A 14825-nucleotide genomic window follows, 5' to 3' on the forward strand; every position below is an offset into this window, starting at 1 on the left:
GAACTCCGGGGGCAAACCGGAGGAAATCACCATGATCTTCGCTGCGGGGACCCGCGGCGCTCGGCTCTGAGAGCCGCCCGAACCGTGAGCGCCGCGGTCAGAAGAGCGTGTCGGTGCGCTCGATGCCGCGGAGAGCGTCGTAGTCGAGGGTCACGCAGCCGATGCCACGGTCGGTGGCGAGCACCCGCGCCTGCGGCCTGATCTCCTGGGCCGCGAAGATGCCCTTGACCGGCGCGAGCAGCGTGTCGCGGTTGAGCAGCTCCAGGTAGCGCGTGAGCTGCTCGACCCCGTCGATGTCGCCGCGCCGCTTGATCTCGATGGCGACGGTGCCGCCGAGCTGGTCGCGGCAGAGGATGTCGACCGGGCCGATCGCCGTGGGGTACTCCCTGCGGATCAGGCTCCAGCCGTCGCCGAGGGTGTGGATGTGCTCCGCCAGCAGCTCCTGGAGGTGGGCCTCGACGCCGTCCTTCTGCAGCCCGGGGTCGACCCCGAGCTCGTGGGAGGAGTCGTGCAGGATCTCCTCCATCGTCAGGATGAGCTTCTCGCCCGTCTTGCCGTGCGTGACGGTCCAGGTGCCTTCTTCCTCGCGCACCTTGCACGGTGGGTTCATCCAGTTGAGCGGCTTGAAGGCCCGGTCGTCCGCATGGATGGACACCGAACCGTCCGCCTTGATGAGGATCAGCCGGGGCGCCATCGGGAGGTGCGCCGTCAGTCGTCCCACGTAATCCACGCTGCATCGCGCGATGACCAGCCGCATGACCGCCAACCCTACCCCCCGTCCCGGCCGGGCCGGGCGGTCTTCGAAGGTGCCCGGGTGGGAGGACCTGCGTGGGTACTGCGGGGGGCGGTTGGGATGACGGCGAGCCCTCTGGGAGACTGGCGGGCAACGGGACAGGGAGGGCAGGATGGCGCGCGCGTTCAAGACCGTCGGAGTCGTCGGGCTCGGCACCATGGGTGCGGGCATCGCCGAGGTGTTCGCCCGCGCCGGGCTGAGCGTGATCGGCGTGGAGGTCGACGCGGAGGCGCTGGAGCGCGGCCGGGGGCACATCCGCAGGTCCACCGACAGGGCGGTGAGCCGGGGCAAGCTGACCGGGGCCGAGCGCGACGAGATCGTCGGCCGGCTGACCTTCACGGGCTCCCTGGACGACCTGGGCGGCGCCGACCTGGTGATCGAGGCGATCCCCGAGGTCATGGACTACAAGCGCGCCCTGTTCACCGACCTCGACCGCATCTGCGGGCCCGGCACCGTGCTGGCGACGAACACCTCGTCCCTCTCGGTCACCGCGATCGCGGCCACGACCTCCCGCCCCGGTCAGGTCATCGGCATGCACTTCTTCAACCCCGCCCCGGTGATGAAGCTCGTCGAGGTCGTACACACGGTGGTCACGGAAGACGGGGTCGCGGACGACGTCGCCGCGCTCGCCCGGCGCCTCGGCAAGACTCCGGTGACCGTGGGCGACCGGGCCGGGTTCGTGGTCAACCGGCTGCTCCTCGGTTACCTCAACCACGCCGCGACGCTGCTGGAGCGCCGCGTGGCATCGCGGGACGACATCGACACCGCGATGAAGCTCGGCGCCGGCCTTCCCATGGGGCCGTTCGCGCTGCTCGACCTCATCGGGCTGGACACCTCGCACGAGGTCTGCGAGGTGCTCTTCCAGGAGAGCCGCGACCGCGTGCACGCGCCGGCCCCCATCCTGCGCGAGCTGGTCACCGCCGGGCTGCTCGGGCGCAAGAGCGGGCGGGGCTTCCACGACTACGAAGGGGCGCCCGCGCGGGCCGCCTCGGAGTTCCCGGTCAAGATGGGCGTGGCGTCGGTCTGCGTCCTGGGGGAGGGCGCCGAGGAGCTGTCGTCAAGGCTCGCCGCCGCGGGGTTCAAGCGGGGTGAGGCGCACGACGCCGACGTGGTGATCGCGCTGTCCAGCACCCCGGTCGTCGAGCACGCCGCAGGGCTCCCGCGCCCCGAGCGCCTGGTCGGGCTCCACCTGGTGGGGGGCGACGTGGCCGAGCTGGTGTCGACGGCGCTCACCTCGCCCGAGGTGGCCCTGGCCGCGCACGACCTCGTCAAGGTGCTCGGGCTGAACCCGGTGCCGTGCGCCGACCGCGCCGGGTTCGTGGTCGACGCGCTGCTGTATCCCTATCTCAACGACGCCGTGCGCATGTACGACTCGGGATACGCCTCCATCGAGGACATCGACACCGCGATGAGGCTCGGCTGCGGCTACCCCGCCGGGCCGTTCGAGACGCTGGACGCCATCGGGCCCTCCACCGTGCGCGACGGCCTGCGGGCGCTCTACGCCGAGTACCGCGAGCCCTCCTTCGCGCCCGCTCCGCTGCTCGACCGCCTGGTGACCGCCGGGGCGACGAGCATTCGGGGCCGGTGACGGAAGAACACCCTTTACATCGATGTTTGTGATGTTATGAGCCCCCGCCGAGCCCGCCGTATCGACTCTTCGGGAAAGGGTCGGCGCGGCGAGCCCGCTCGTCCCCTGGACGGCGTTCTCCGCGGGATGGAACGGGTAGAGGACTGGCCGGACGGCGAGTGGAAGGTGCGCAGGGTCTCGGGCGCGAGCACCGAGAAGGTGTACAGGTGCCCTGGCTGCGACCACGAGATCCGGCCGGGCCTGCCGCACGTCGTCAGCTGGCCCAACTGGACCGGTGGCGAGGGTGAGCGCCGTCACTGGCACACCGCCTGCTGGAGCAAGCGCGTCGACCGGGGCCCCGGCCGCTCCCGCTACTGAACGGCTCACGCCCCGGGGCCGCCAACGACAGACCGCTATTTTGAGGAGCCGGCATTGGAGATTCGCTCGTCGACGGTCCTGCCCGCCGTACGGGAGGACATCGAGCTGCACACCGCCGACGGGCTGACGCTGGTGGGTGAGCTGGCGCTGCCTCCCGAGGGGCGCCCGGTGGCCACGCTCATCTGCCTCCACCCGCTCCCGACGGCCGAGGGCATGATGGACAGCCACGTGCTGCGCAAGGCCGCCTACCGGCTGCCCGCCCTCGCCGGCATCGCGGTGCTGCGCTTCAACACCCGGGGCACCGCCTCCGACCGGGGTAAGTCCGAGGGGGCCTTCGACGACGGCGAGGCGGAGCGGTTCGACGTGGCGGCGGCCCTTGAGTACGCCGAGTTCCACGAACTGCCGAACCCCTGGCTGCTCGGCTGGTCGTTCGGCACCGAGCTGGCGCTGAAGTGGGGGCACGATCCACTCGTGCAGGGCGCGGTCCTGCTCTCGCCTCCCCTGAACCGCGCCGGGGACGCCGACCTGGACGCCTGGGCGGAGTTCGGGCGCCCGCTGGTCGCGCTGGTGCCGGAGTTCGACGACTACCTCAGGCCCGAGGAGGCGCGGCGGCGCTTCGCCAGGGTCCCGCAGGCCGAGGTGGTGGGCGTGGACAACGCCAAGCACCTGTGGGTCGGCGAGCCCTACGTGCGCATCGTGCTGAACGAGATCGTCAAGCGGGTGAACCCGGCGGCCTGCCCCTTGCCCACCGAAGTGTGACGCCGGGCGGCGCGGACCCATAGAATCTTGTTCGGTTCTAGCGAGGAGGCCGTCATGCAGGCGTTTGATCTTTCCGGGCGCAACGCGCTCGTCACCGGTGCGTCCCGGGGCATCGGGCGGGCGATCGCCCTGGCCTACGCCGAGGCGGGCGCCGATGTCGCGCTGGTCGCGCGGTCGCCCGAGACCCTGGCGGAGGTGGTCAAGGAGGTCGAGGCCCTCGGCCGCCGGGCGTACGCCATCCCCTGCGACCTCACGGACAGGGAGGCGGCGGGCGCGGCCGTGCGGGAGGCGATCGAGAGCCTGGGCCACCTCGACATCGTCGTGAACAACGCGGGCGGCTCGAACTTCATCGTCCCCTTCAAGGACCTGCGGCTGTCCGGGTGGGACAAGCTCATGAGGCTCAACCTCGACTCGGCCATGGCGGTGTGCCACGCCGTCGCGCCGCACCTGCTGGAGCGCGGGGGCGGTTCAGTGATCAACATCGCGTCCGTCGCCGCCCAGGGCGCCCCCTTCATGGCCCCGTACGCCGCGGCCAAGGCCGGCCTGGTCGCCCTCACCAAGAGCCTCGCCCTGGAGTGGGCCGGCAACGGCGTCCGCGTCAACGCCCTGTGCCCCGGCTGGACCGCCACCGACCTGAACCGCAGCCTCTGGGAGGACGAGAACGCCAGCCGGGCCACCATCTCGTCGGTGCCCATGGGCCGCTGGGGCACCCCCGAGGAGATGGCCCACCCGGCGGTCTTCCTGGCCAGTCCGGCTTCGGCGTACATGACCGGGCAGGTGCTGTTCATCGACGGAGGCGTCACCGCCACCTGATCCGCGGGCGTCTAGAGCTGGGCCTGCCGGGGGAGGACCACCTCGCGGACGATGAGCGCGACCGCGGCGGCGACCGGGATGGCCAGCAGCGCGCCCACCGCTCCGAGCAGGGCGCCGCCGAACAGGGCGGCGATCACCGACACGGCCGGGGCCACGTCCACCGACCTGCTCATCACGCGCGGGTAGATCACGTAGTTCTCGATCTGCTGGTAGACCACGAAGAAGATGACGCAGGCGATGCCCAGCGTGCCCGACTGGAGGAACCCGACGGCGGACACCAGCACCGCGCCCACCGTCGCGCCCACCAGCGGGATGAGGTCGGTGACCGCCACGACCAGCGCCAGCGCCAGCGCGTACTTGGCCCCGGCGATCGTCAGGAACAGCCAGGACAGGCCGCCCGCGATCACCGAGATCAGCACGTTGCCCGCCACGTAGCCTCCGATGCCCGAAAGGATCTCGTCGCCGATGGCCCGCGTGCGGGGGCGGCGGCTGGCGGGCACCAGCAGGAGCAGGTACTCCTTGATCACGGGAAGCGATCCGAGGAAGTAGAGCGTCAGCACCAGCAGGGTGAACCCGGAGAAGAACGCGTCGAGCACGACCGCCCCCGCGCCCAGGATGCCGCCGGCCACGGTCGCGCCGAGGCCGCCGCTGGTGATGTAGGTCTGGATGTTGGCGATGATCTGGTAGTCGGTGTCCAGCTGCTTGATCGTGGGGTTCGCCATCAGGGACTCGACGTATCCCGGCACGGCGCTGACGAAGTCGCTGGACTCCTGGCTGACCGGCGGCACGATCGCCAGCCCGAACAGCACGAAGAGCGCGATCACCCCGAGGAACACGATCGAGATGGCCCAGCGCCGGTTCAGCCCCCGCCTCTGGAGGATCTCCACGACCGGGTTGAGCCCGACCGCGAGGAACGCGGCCACCACGATCAGCACGATCACGCTGCGGGAGCTGATAAGCGCCTGGGCCAGCGCCCACGCGGTGAGCACGCCGAGCGCCGCCGTCAGGCCCCAGAGGAACGGCCCCCGCGCCAGCGGCTTGCCCGGCAGGCCGTACGGCAGCGCGGCGTCCGCACCGTGATCGGCCGGCCCGTCGACGGTGGTCCTGGCGGGGGCCCCGGGCGCCCGCCCGGCAGGTGAGCCCGGCCTGGACGCGGCCTGGTGACCCGGGCTCGGCGGGGCCGTACGGGACGGGTAGGGCACGGCGGCCGGCAGGATGTCGGTCGCCTCCGCCGCGTCCGCGGGCATGGCGCGCGCGGCTCCCGGCCTCCCGGGGACATCGGGTACGGGTACCGCGTCCGTGGCGGGCTCTGGCACGGCTGCTCCTCGGCGTCAGGGGTTGGGAGGTGAGGTGATGACGGCGGGAGGGCTGCCACTGCGGGAACCGTCTGCGTGCCGTACGGGGTGGAAACGGTGCGGACAACAGAGGAGAGCCTAGCGACCATGGTGATCGCCAGGCTCTCCTGGTAGCCGTCCCTAACGCCCCTGATGTGGTGAGGTGCCTACTCCTGCCACCACTCGGACTCGTCCTCGGCCGACGCGGCCGCCCGCTGCGGGGCCGCTGCGGGGCTGGGCTTCTCGGGTGCGACGGGCGTGGCCGCGAGGGCGGGCTTCGGCGGCGCGGCGGCGACCGCCGGTGCCTCGTCCATGCCCGGCAGGGCCGCGCCACCGAGCAGCTGGCGAAGCTGCGCGAGGTGGCTCGTGATGCTGTCGCGCTGGCGGGTCAGCTCGTCGACCTGGCGCTGGGCGACGGTCCTGTTGCGCTCGGCCTCGGACTTGGCGTCCGACACGATCGACTCGGCGCTGGTCTTGGCCTCGGCGACCAGCTGGTCGGCGTTCTTGCGGGCGTTCGCGAGCAGCTGCTTGGCGTGGGTGTCCGCCTCGCGACGGCTCTGCTCGGCCTGCTGGGTGGCCTTGGTGGCCCGCTGCTCGGCGGTCGCGGCGCGCTGCTCGGCCTCGGCGACGAGCTTCTGCGTCGCGGCCTGGGCGGTGGCGTGGCGCTCGGACTCCTGGCGCTCGGCCTCCTCGCGGCGGGCGGCGAGCTGGATCTCGAACTCGGCCTCGTCCTGGGCGCGCTTGGCCTCGGACTCCTCCAGCACACGCTGGGCCTGGGCCCGCATCTCGTCGGCCTGGCGCTTGGCGGTGGTGAGCACCTCGTCGCGCTCGCGCTTGGTGGAGGCGCGGAGCTGGGCCACCTCACGCTCGGTGGTGGTGCGCAGCTTGGCGATCTCGCGCTCGGCGTCGGCGCGCTTCTCGGCCACCTCGTGGTCGGCCGTGGCCCGGAGCTTGGAGACCTCGCGCTCGGTGGTGGAGGTCAGCTCGTCGGCCTCGCGCTTGGCGGTCGAGCGGATCTCCTCGGCCTCCCGCTCGGCCATGGTGCGCATCTCGTCGGTCTCGCGGGTGGCGAGCGCGCGCTTCTCGGCGGCCTCGTTCTCCGCGGCCGCCCGCACATCCGCAGCGTCAACCTTCGCCGCGGCCTTTATCTCGTTGGCCTCGGACCTGGCGGCCTGCACCAGCTCGGTGGCCTGCTCCTCCGCCAGACGCAGCAACTGCTCAATGCGGGCACCTAGCCCGGAGTAGGTCGGGCGCTCCTGCTCCTGCAGTTGACGCTGCGAGTCGGAAAGCTCCCGCTGCAACGCGGAGAGCTGCTCACGGGTCTGACGCAGGTCGGTGTCGAGCTGCTTCAAGTGGTCGTGAACCTGGTGCCGGTCGTAGCCACGGAGAACCACGTCGAATTCCCGCGTGGGGGCGTCTTCAAAGAAATTGTTCAGCTGGGCGTCGATGTCGGACTGCATGAGGCTCGATCCTGGGTTGTCGAGACGGCTACACGGGCCGGACGGGGGGGCGGACATCCGAGGCGGGGACCCGCTTCCAACGGTCGCGCTCGCTCGGGCACTCGCTAGCAGGGGAGAGCTCTCGCTCACCCCTGGATCCTCGTGCTCGGCTCGCCCGTCCATGGCGGGATCCACGTCCGGATGGTAGGCCAGCGTACTCCGGTGTTGCCGAATTGGAGGTCCCGTCCGACTTTCTGCGCGACTTGTTACGAATAAGCCATTGTTGAGTTTCGGGTGCTACGACTGGCGCATGGGAGACTCCACCAGCTCTGTCAAGACTCCTCCCACGTCTTTCGGATGAAGAAACGCGATTGAGGTGCCCATTGCACCGTGGCGGGGCTGTTTGTCGATCAATCGCACCCCCGCGCCGCCGATCTGTTCGATCGCCTCGGTGACGTCCGTCACCCCGTACGCGACGTGGTGGAGGCCCTCACCCCGCTTCGCGAGGAACTTGCCCACCGGGGTGTCCGCGCTCAGCGGCTCCAGCAGCTGGATATAGGAGCCGCCTCCCTCACCGTCCGCCACGTGCAGCATGGCTTCCTTCACCCCCTGCTCCTCGTTGACCTCCCGGCTGACCACGGTCACGCCGAAGGTCGCCTCGTAGAACGCGATCTTCTCGTCGAGATTCTCGCAGGCGATGCCAACATGGTCGATTCTCAGCAGCATTGCGTGTCCTCCCTGCTCGTACGGCGGCCACGGTCGGCCGGGAGCGTTCCGGCCGACCTCTCTGAAGTCGTGTGGCCCGTCCTAGGTATGGTGGCAAAGTCGCCGAAGACCCCATCATGGAGGCCCTGGTGTCCAGTTCTCCCGCCATCCCGTCCGGCATGTCGCGCTCCGTCATCGTCGCCGGGGCACGCACGCCCATCGGCCGCCTGCTCGGCTCGCTGTCGGACCTGTCCGCCGCCGAGCTCGGCGGCCTCGCGATCAAGGCGGCCCTGGAGCGCTCCGGCGTCGCGCCCGAGCTCGTCGAGTACGTCATCATGGGCCAGGTCATCCAGGCCGGCGCCGGCCAGATCCCGTCGCGGCAGGCCGCGGTGAAGGCCGGCATCCCGATGAGCGTGCCGTCGCTCACCATCAACAAGGTCTGCCTGTCGGGGCTCGACGCCATCGCCCTGGCCGACCAGCTGATCCGCGCCGGCGAGTTCGACATCGTCGTCGCGGGCGGCATGGAGTCGATGACCAACGCGCCCCACCTGCTGCCCGGCCTGCGCAAGGGCGTGAAGTTCGGCGGGTCCGACATTCTCGACTCGATGGCCTTCGACGGGCTCACCGACGTGTTCGACCAGGTGTCGATGGGCGAGTCCACCGAGCGGCACAACACCCGCCTCGGCCTCGGGCGGGAGGAGCAGGACGCCTTCTCCGCCCGCTCGCACCAGCTCGCCGCCGCCGCGGTCAAGGACGGCAGGTTCGACGACGAGATCGTCCCGGTGACCATCCCGCAGCGCAAGGGCGACCCCATCGTGTTCTCCGCCGACGAGGGCATCCGCGGCGACACCTCCGTGGAGACGCTGGCGAGGCTGCGGCCGGCCTTCGCCAAGGACGGCACGATCACGGCGGGGTCGTCCTCCCAGATCTCCGACGGCGCCTGCGCGGTCGTGGTGATGTCCAGGGCCAAGGCCGAGGAGCTCGGCCTCCCCTGGCTCGCCGAGATCGGTGCCCACGGCAACGTCGCGGGCCCGGACAACTCCCTGCAGTCCCAGCCGGCCAACGCCATCCTCCAGGCCCTCGGCAAGCAGGGCATGAGCGTGGAGGACCTCGACCTGGTCGAGATCAACGAGGCGTTCGCGGCGGTCGTGCTCCAGTCGTCCAAGGAGCTCGGGGTGCCGCAGGACAAGGTCAACGTCAACGGCGGCGGCATAGCGCTCGGGCACCCCATCGGCGTCTCCGGCGCGCGCATCGTCCTGACGCTCGCCCACGAGCTCCGCCGCCGGGGCGGCGGCGTGGGCGCCGCCGGCCTCTGCGGTGGCGGAGGTCAGGGCGACGCCCTGATCATCACCGTCCCGTCCTCCTGACCCGAGGCGGCACGCCGGAGGCCGGATCCCGTCGTGGCGGAGCCGGTGGGCGGGTCAGCGGGTGGGGTCGAAGTCCCGGAGGGCCGCGGGCTGCTTGCCGGTGGTGATCTGCTCGGCGAGCATGCGGCCGGTGATCGGCCCTTGGGTGAGGCCCCACATGCCGTGTCCGCCTGCGACGAACCTTCCGGGGGCGCGGGTGGCTCCGATGAGGGGCCGCCCGTCCGGGGTGACGGGGCGGGGGCCGACCCAGGTATCGGTGCGCTCCTCCCAGGAGACGCCGGCCAGCAGCGGCCTGGCGGACGCGATGATCGCGTCGACGCGCCTCTGGTACAGGGGGGCGTCGGCGTCGCGGAACTCCATCGTTCCCGCGACGCGCAGCTTGTCCTGGTACGGCGTGCAGGCCACGCGCACGGCGGGCAGGTAGATCGGCCCGGGCACGGGCTGGTCGGTCGGCACCGTGAACGAGTACCCGCGTCCGGCGCGCACCGGCACGCGGACCCCCCACTCCTTGCCGAGCTGGTTCAGCCAGGCGCCGGTGGCCAGGACCACGGCGTCGGCCCTGACGGAGTCTCCCTCACTCGACCGGACGGAGAGCCCGCCGGAGTCGGTGTCCACCCCGGTGACCCGGAAACCGGACCGGATCGTGCCGCCTCGGGCGACGACGGAGGCGGCCAGCGAGTGCGTGAACCGTCCGGGGTCGACGTAGCGCTGCCCGTCCAGCCGGATACCGGCCTTCGCCTGGGCGGAGAGCTGCGGCGCCTGCCTGCCGAGGTCGTGGCCCTCGAACGCGCTGTACTGGATCTCCAGCCCGGACCGGTTGATCCGCTCGAGCTCGTGCAGGAGTGCTACGGCCTGTCGCGGGTTCTCGAAGGCGGCCATGATGGGGGCTTCCGTCGTGGGGGCCTCGACGCCGTTGGAGGTGAGCACGTCGAAGGCTTCCAGGCATTCCTCGTTCAACGGGAGGTTGGCCTTTACGGCACGGCCCCAGGACTTCCAGCCGCAGTTCATCGCGAACCGCGTGAGGAACGACCACAGCCCGATGTCGGGCGTGGCCGGCACGTGCAGCGGGGCGCTCCGGTCGAGCAGGGAGCGCAGGCCGTAGCGCAGGACTCCGGGCTCGTTCAGCGGGATGGCGAGCCCCGGCGAGAGCCAGCCCGCGTTGCCCCACGACGCGCCCGCGGCCACGCCGTCACGGTCGACCACGGTGACGTCCACGCCACGCTCCTGCAGGAACCACGCGGTGGACAGCCCCACCACGCCGGCGCCGATCACCACCGCCGTGCGCGGTCCACCATCGATACCCATGACCACATCTCCGCTCTGACATCCTGTGACGTGCTCTGTCTGTCGCGAGCCTCGCTCGCCTGCATCTGAGCATCGCCCCTGGGGCCCGAGGACGGTTTGTGCGTTCGGACAAGCACGAGGGTGGGCTTTGTCCGCTTACGACAACGGCGGAGAGATCAAGGCCGTGTGTCCTGGCTTACGGCCAACGCGATGATCATGGCCAGCCGTTTTTCCGGTACGTCCAGCCGCAGGTCGGTGATCTCGGCCATCTTCCGGAGCCGGTAGCGGACGGTGTTCGGATGGACGTCGAGGCGGTTCGCGGCGACGGCCAGATCTCCCTGTGCCTCCAGCCAGGCACGTAGCGTCGCGACGTACCGGGTGCCGTGCTCGGCGTCCCGCCGGGACAGCTCGGCGACCGGCCCGCGGGCGGGGGTACGTCCCGCCGAGGCGGCCGCCCGGAGACGTTGCAGCAGGATCGCGTCCCATGACTCGTCGTAGACGACCGCGAGGGCGTCGCCGGGCCGTGCCGCCCGAAGGGCGAGGCTCTCGTCGGCCTCCTGCCTGCTCGCGGGCAGCTGGGCGGGCTCCGCGGCTCCGCCGACGCCGGCGTACACGGTGACCTGTCGTGGCAGGACGTTCGCGATCGCGGTGAGCCAGGCGCGGGCGGGCGTGACGTCGTCGCACGGCAGCACGGTGTACAGGGTGTTGCCGAACAGGGCGCTGCGCCCCGGCCGTGACCAGCCGAAGCCCGTGGTCGCGCGTTCGAAGGCCATCAGGATCGCGGCATGCCTCTCCTCGGCGACGTGCGCCTGGAGCGCGATCACCCGGAACCGCTCCTGGGGCAGGCCGAGCCTGCTGATCACGGCGGGCGCGTCGGCCGTGCCCTCCAGCAGGCGGATGACGAGATCAGATTCCACCTGACGCTCCAGGTCCGCGCTGACCCGGGAACGCAGCAGGTGCAGCGCGACCGCCTGCGCCCCGTCACCAAGGACCGTCCGGCGCTCGGCCGACAGCGGGCGCTCGCACTCGACCCATATCGACCCCAGCAGCTCACGCCCGGCGCGCACGGCGACCACCATGCGGCCCCTGAGGCCGTGCTCGGGTGAGGGCTCGACGAACAGCGGCTCGTCGGAGGCCGCCAGATGCGCGAAGACGCCCTGCTTCTCGAACAGCGGGCGCATGGTGTCCGGCACCCGCCTGCCCAGAATCGTCTCCAGCCGTGCCGGGTCGGCGGTGTGCTGCGAGCCGGAGTAGGCCAGGACGCGCGACATCTGATCCTCGATCGTCACCGCGTAGCCGAGTGCGTCGGCGAGCGTGTCCGCGAACGCCAACAGGTCGGTCGGCCCACGCCCCGCATCGGTCTCCCGGCCTTCGAGCACCAGGCCGTACACCACGGCGAAGAGCTGGCTCCAGGACACCTCGGGTTCCACGAGCAGGACGGCGATCCCGCCGCCCTGCGCGTCCGCCCGCGCGGTCTCGTCGAGTGGCGGGGTCCCGCGCACCAGCACCGCGGCGGCACGCGCCGACCGCGCCAGCCGTACAGCCTCGGCCGCCGATTCCACCCCGACCGACAGGAACACGTCACCGGTCGCGGGGCGGGTGTCGGTCGGATCGTGCACCACCACGCTGCGCAGTTCCACATCCCGTGACGCGGGGGCGCAGCACAGGCGGGCCCCGTAGCCGCCGAGGACGTTCACCAGCCTGTCCAGGTTCAGCATCCGCCGTGCCCACCCGCCGCCGCGGCCTCACCCCGTGATGCCTTCGCGGATGCCTCGCCGTCAGGACGCTCCCAGGACAGGAGCTGTACGCGGGAGGGGGACCCCCGCCTTCGCTCGTCCGGATTCATCCGCTCCACATCCTTGATTCTCCCCTGATCACCCAGCGGCCCCCGGCCGCCCCCGCCCTCCGGGGCGGTGGCGTCGGCGCGGCGGGCCTGCGCGGTGGCGGCGGCCAGGGAGACGCGCTGATCATCACCGTCCCGTCGTCCTGATCCGAGGCGGTACGCCCTTCCGCACCTTGTGGCGGAGGCGGGCAGAAGTCCCTAGCATCGTTCATCGTGGCGGAACGGCCGGGTGATCGTGTGTGGCGGCGATTCACGGGCACGGCCTCGCCTCTGATCGACGGGGAGCCCTGCCCAGACGTCGACGTCTCCGTGGAGTGGGGCGATTCGCCGCTGTTCATGCTCTCCTCTCCAGGCCAGGCTCCGGGCAGCCTGCTGTGGGTCGTCGCCGGCGACGACGACGCGCGGGTGACGTCGGACGACGCGGGCGTGACGGTGACTCTCGGGCCGTCGCAGGCCCCCACGGCGCCTCCGATCTGGTGGGCGGCCGTCGTGAGCCCGATGGGCCCCGGGTTCGACCTGCCGATCGAGGCCCGCACCGGCATGGCGCGGATGTCCGTACGGGGCCATGTCCTCTCCGGCACCGTGTGGCTCTCCGGAGTGGGGCTCGACGGCAGGCAGGTCGGCTACGAGGCGACGGTCACGGGCCACCGAGCCGAGGACGCCGAGGACGCCGAGGTTCCGCCGTGGCCGGCGGCGGCCGAGGAGGAGCCGCACGGCGATCCCTCCTCACCGATCAACAGGCTCAACGCCCTGTCCGGGCAGATCTCGCTGGACTTCGCCGCCGGCCACCTCGGCGCGCTCGTCGGCCACCTGCGGGAGGCCGCCGGCCTGCGCCGCGAGCTGAGCGTCGGCGACGCGGTGACCGGGGCGTGGGGCCGTTTCCTGGCCGGCGTGCGGGAGTCTCTCGCCTTCGACCGGCAGGTGCTCGCGTCCATCGCGGCACGCGGGCACCTCGGCGACCTGGTCGCGGCGGCGGACTCCGAGATCGCCGCCGCGGCCGGGCTGATCGGCCGCCTCGACCCGGCGCCGTACGGCCTGGCCGGGCTGGCCCGTGGCGTCGCCGAGGCGGCCGAGTCGCTGGCCCGGGTGCCGGTGCGGCTCCGCGCGCTCGTGGAGCGGGCCCTGGCCGCCGGGTTCGTGGACCCCGTTGACGACCTCGCCGTGGCCCTGACGGGTGCCGCCGAACGGCTGGAACATCATCGCGACCACCTCGAAAGGCTCGACCCGGTCGGGCACGCGCGCCGTACGAGGGAGGGCAACACCGAGGCGACGGCGCGGATGGCCAGGTACGTCGAGCAGTGGCGAGCGCGCGCCGGCACCGACTGGGACCGCATCCAGATGATGGAGGAGGCCGGGTCCTTCCTCGGGGACCTGCCCGGTCTCTTCCTCGACCTCGGTGCCGGCGAGGCCGCCCTGGTCGCCTCCGAGATGGCCCGCGCCCGCGCGTTCGCCGACCTGATGAGCGGCCGGCGGCCCGCTCCCGTGCTCACCCCGGCCCGGATGTCGGCGCTGCTCGGGGAGTACGGCGGACCGGTCGTGGAGTACTTCCTGCGCGGTGACCGGCTGGTCGTCTTCGTGGCCGGGCCGCACGGGATGGAGACGGCCGACCTGCGGGTGGACCGCGGCGCGTTGCGGGGGTGGGTCGACGAGCTGCACCGTCACCTCAGGGCCGAGACGTTCGACCGGGCGCGGGCGCGTGAGCTGCTGCGCCTGCTCGGCGGCGTCCTGTGGGATCCGGTGGCCAGGTGGCTGCCCCGTGACCCCGAGACGGCCGTGGCGCTGGTGCCCCACGAGGAGCTGCTGCGGGTGCCGTTCCACGCGCTGGTGGGCGCCGGGGGACCTCACCTCGCCGAGCGCCACACCACGACGGTGCTGCCCGCCGCCTCGATCCTGCCCGCGCTCATGGCCCGGCGTACGGGCGCACCGGCCGCGCCGCCGAGGTTGTGCGCGCTGGTCGACCCCGAGCCGATGCCCGGCGGCCTGCCGCCGCTTCCGCTCCTGCGCGAGCGCTTCGGCGTGGTCTCCGGCCTTTTCGCCGGCGCGGAGGTCCATATCGGTGCCGCCGCTACGCCGGCGGCCATGGTGGAGGGCGCGGCCGTACGGCCCTCGGTGCTCTGCCTGGCCACCCACGCGCAGGCGCTGCCCGACGATCCGATGGCCTCCTACGTCGCGCTGGCCGGAGGCGAGGTCACGGCCGGCGCCGTGCACGAGCTCGACCTGCCCGCGCGGCTGGTCGTCCTCGCCGCCTGCGAGACCGGGGCGGGGCGGGTGACCGGCGACGGGATCATCGGGCTCAGCAGGGCCTTCCTCGCGGCCGGGCCGCTCGCCGTGCTCATGACGCTGTGGCCCGTGCGCGAGCGCGACAGCCTGCGCGTGCTGCGGCGCTTCTGCGACCTGCGTCTGAACGGCGGCCTCGGCACCGCCCAGGCCCTGCGGGCGGCGCAGTGCTCGATGCTCACCGGCCGCTCCGACGACCCGCGGGACTGGGCGGCCTTCACGCTGTTCGGGCTGCCCGACTGACCCTGATGATCCTGGAGGTGCCG

General features: G+C 72.0%; 12 protein-coding genes. 6 read left to right on the top strand and 6 right to left on the bottom strand.

The window, feature by feature from the left end:
• Positions 1-97: 97 nt before the first annotated feature.
• On the bottom strand, positions 98-757 hold the full coding sequence (gene nucS, locus ACOZ38_RS08715; protein WP_424529585.1) for an endonuclease NucS: 660 nt from the start codon (positions 755-757) through the stop codon (positions 98-100).
• Positions 758-905: 148 nt separating this feature from the next.
• On the opposite strand from nucS, the gene ACOZ38_RS08720 reads away from it, so the two are divergent.
• The 4 genes from ACOZ38_RS08720 to ACOZ38_RS08735 all read left to right on the top strand — a co-directional run bounded on the left by ACOZ38_RS08720 (position 906) and on the right by ACOZ38_RS08735 (position 4310).
• Positions 906-2381: a 3-hydroxyacyl-CoA dehydrogenase family protein gene (locus ACOZ38_RS08720; protein ID WP_424529586.1), complete on the top strand. Its 1476-nt coding sequence runs from the start codon at positions 906-908 to the stop codon at positions 2379-2381.
• Between the two features lie 126 nt (positions 2382-2507).
• The gene (locus ACOZ38_RS08725; RefSeq protein WP_405145248.1) at positions 2508-2738 is read left to right on the top strand and encodes an ATP/GTP-binding protein; all 231 of its coding nucleotides are present in this window, start codon (positions 2508-2510) and stop codon (positions 2736-2738) included.
• Positions 2739-2792: 54 nt separating this feature from the next.
• Positions 2793-3497, top strand: a complete 705-nt coding sequence (locus ACOZ38_RS08730) for an alpha/beta hydrolase (protein WP_424529587.1) — start codon at positions 2793-2795, stop codon at positions 3495-3497.
• Positions 3498-3551: 54 nt separating this feature from the next.
• The gene (locus ACOZ38_RS08735; RefSeq protein WP_424529588.1) at positions 3552-4310 is read left to right on the top strand and encodes an SDR family NAD(P)-dependent oxidoreductase; all 759 of its coding nucleotides are present in this window, start codon (positions 3552-3554) and stop codon (positions 4308-4310) included.
• Between the two features lie 11 nt (positions 4311-4321).
• Here the strand turns inward: ACOZ38_RS08735 and ACOZ38_RS08740 are convergent, their stop codons facing one another.
• From ACOZ38_RS08740 to mce, 3 genes are all read right to left on the bottom strand, one after another.
• The gene (locus ACOZ38_RS08740; protein WP_424529589.1) at positions 4322-5626 is read right to left on the bottom strand and encodes an AI-2E family transporter; all 1305 of its coding nucleotides are present in this window, start codon (positions 5624-5626) and stop codon (positions 4322-4324) included.
• A 185-nt stretch (positions 5627-5811) separates the two neighbouring features.
• Positions 5812-7104 (bottom strand): DivIVA domain-containing protein, encoded by a 1293-nt coding sequence (locus tag ACOZ38_RS08745; protein ID WP_405145252.1) that lies wholly within the window; start codon positions 7102-7104, stop codon positions 5812-5814.
• 276 nt (positions 7105-7380) lie between these two features.
• Entirely contained in the window at positions 7381-7809 is a 429-nt protein-coding gene (gene mce / locus ACOZ38_RS08750) for a methylmalonyl-CoA epimerase (protein ID WP_424529590.1), read from the bottom strand.
• A 158-nt stretch (positions 7810-7967) separates the two neighbouring features.
• Between mce and ACOZ38_RS08755 the strand changes: the two genes are divergently transcribed.
• Complete coding sequence (locus ACOZ38_RS08755) at positions 7968-9155, top strand: acetyl-CoA C-acetyltransferase (RefSeq protein ID WP_405152250.1); 1188 nt, start codon at positions 7968-7970, stop codon at positions 9153-9155.
• A 54-nt stretch (positions 9156-9209) separates the two neighbouring features.
• On the opposite strand, the gene ACOZ38_RS08760 is transcribed toward ACOZ38_RS08755, so the two are convergent.
• A complete protein-coding gene (locus ACOZ38_RS08760) occupies positions 9210-10460 on the bottom strand; it encodes an NAD(P)/FAD-dependent oxidoreductase (protein WP_424529591.1) in 1251 nt (416 codons plus the stop codon).
• Positions 10461-10615: 155 nt separating this feature from the next.
• The gene (locus ACOZ38_RS08765) at positions 10616-12157 is read right to left on the bottom strand and encodes a PucR family transcriptional regulator (protein ID WP_424529592.1); all 1542 of its coding nucleotides are present in this window, start codon (positions 12155-12157) and stop codon (positions 10616-10618) included.
• Between the two features lie 338 nt (positions 12158-12495).
• On the opposite strand from ACOZ38_RS08765, the gene ACOZ38_RS08770 reads away from it, so the two are divergent.
• Complete coding sequence (locus ACOZ38_RS08770) at positions 12496-14802, top strand: CHAT domain-containing protein (protein ID WP_424529593.1); 2307 nt, start codon at positions 12496-12498, stop codon at positions 14800-14802.
• Positions 14803-14825: the final 23 nt, after the last annotated feature.

The organism is Sphaerisporangium viridialbum, assembly GCF_049674955.1.
GTDB lineage: Bacteria > Actinomycetota > Actinomycetes > Streptosporangiales > Streptosporangiaceae > Sphaerisporangium > Sphaerisporangium viridialbum.

Excerpts from the sequence above, each read along its gene's own strand:
- nucS (WP_424529585.1), bottom strand. The coding sequence starts at position 757 with ATGCGGCTGGTCATCGCGCGATGCAGCGTGGATTACGTGGGACGACTG.
- ACOZ38_RS08720 (WP_424529586.1), top strand. The coding sequence starts at position 906 with ATGGCGCGCGCGTTCAAGACCGTCGGAGTCGTCGGGCTCGGCACCATG.
- ACOZ38_RS08725 (WP_405145248.1), top strand. The coding sequence starts at position 2,508 with ATGGAACGGGTAGAGGACTGGCCGGACGGCGAGTGGAAGGTGCGCAGG.
- ACOZ38_RS08735 (WP_424529588.1), top strand. The coding sequence starts at position 3,552 with ATGCAGGCGTTTGATCTTTCCGGGCGCAACGCGCTCGTCACCGGTGCG.
- ACOZ38_RS08745 (WP_405145252.1), bottom strand. The coding sequence starts at position 7,104 with ATGCAGTCCGACATCGACGCCCAGCTGAACAATTTCTTTGAAGACGCC.
- mce (WP_424529590.1), bottom strand. The coding sequence starts at position 7,809 with ATGCTGCTGAGAATCGACCATGTTGGCATCGCCTGCGAGAATCTCGAC.
- ACOZ38_RS08755 (WP_405152250.1), top strand. The coding sequence starts at position 7,968 with ATGTCGCGCTCCGTCATCGTCGCCGGGGCACGCACGCCCATCGGCCGC.
- ACOZ38_RS08760 (WP_424529591.1), bottom strand. The coding sequence starts at position 10,460 with ATGGGTATCGATGGTGGACCGCGCACGGCGGTGGTGATCGGCGCCGGC.
- ACOZ38_RS08765 (WP_424529592.1), bottom strand. The coding sequence starts at position 12,157 with ATGCTGAACCTGGACAGGCTGGTGAACGTCCTCGGCGGCTACGGGGCC.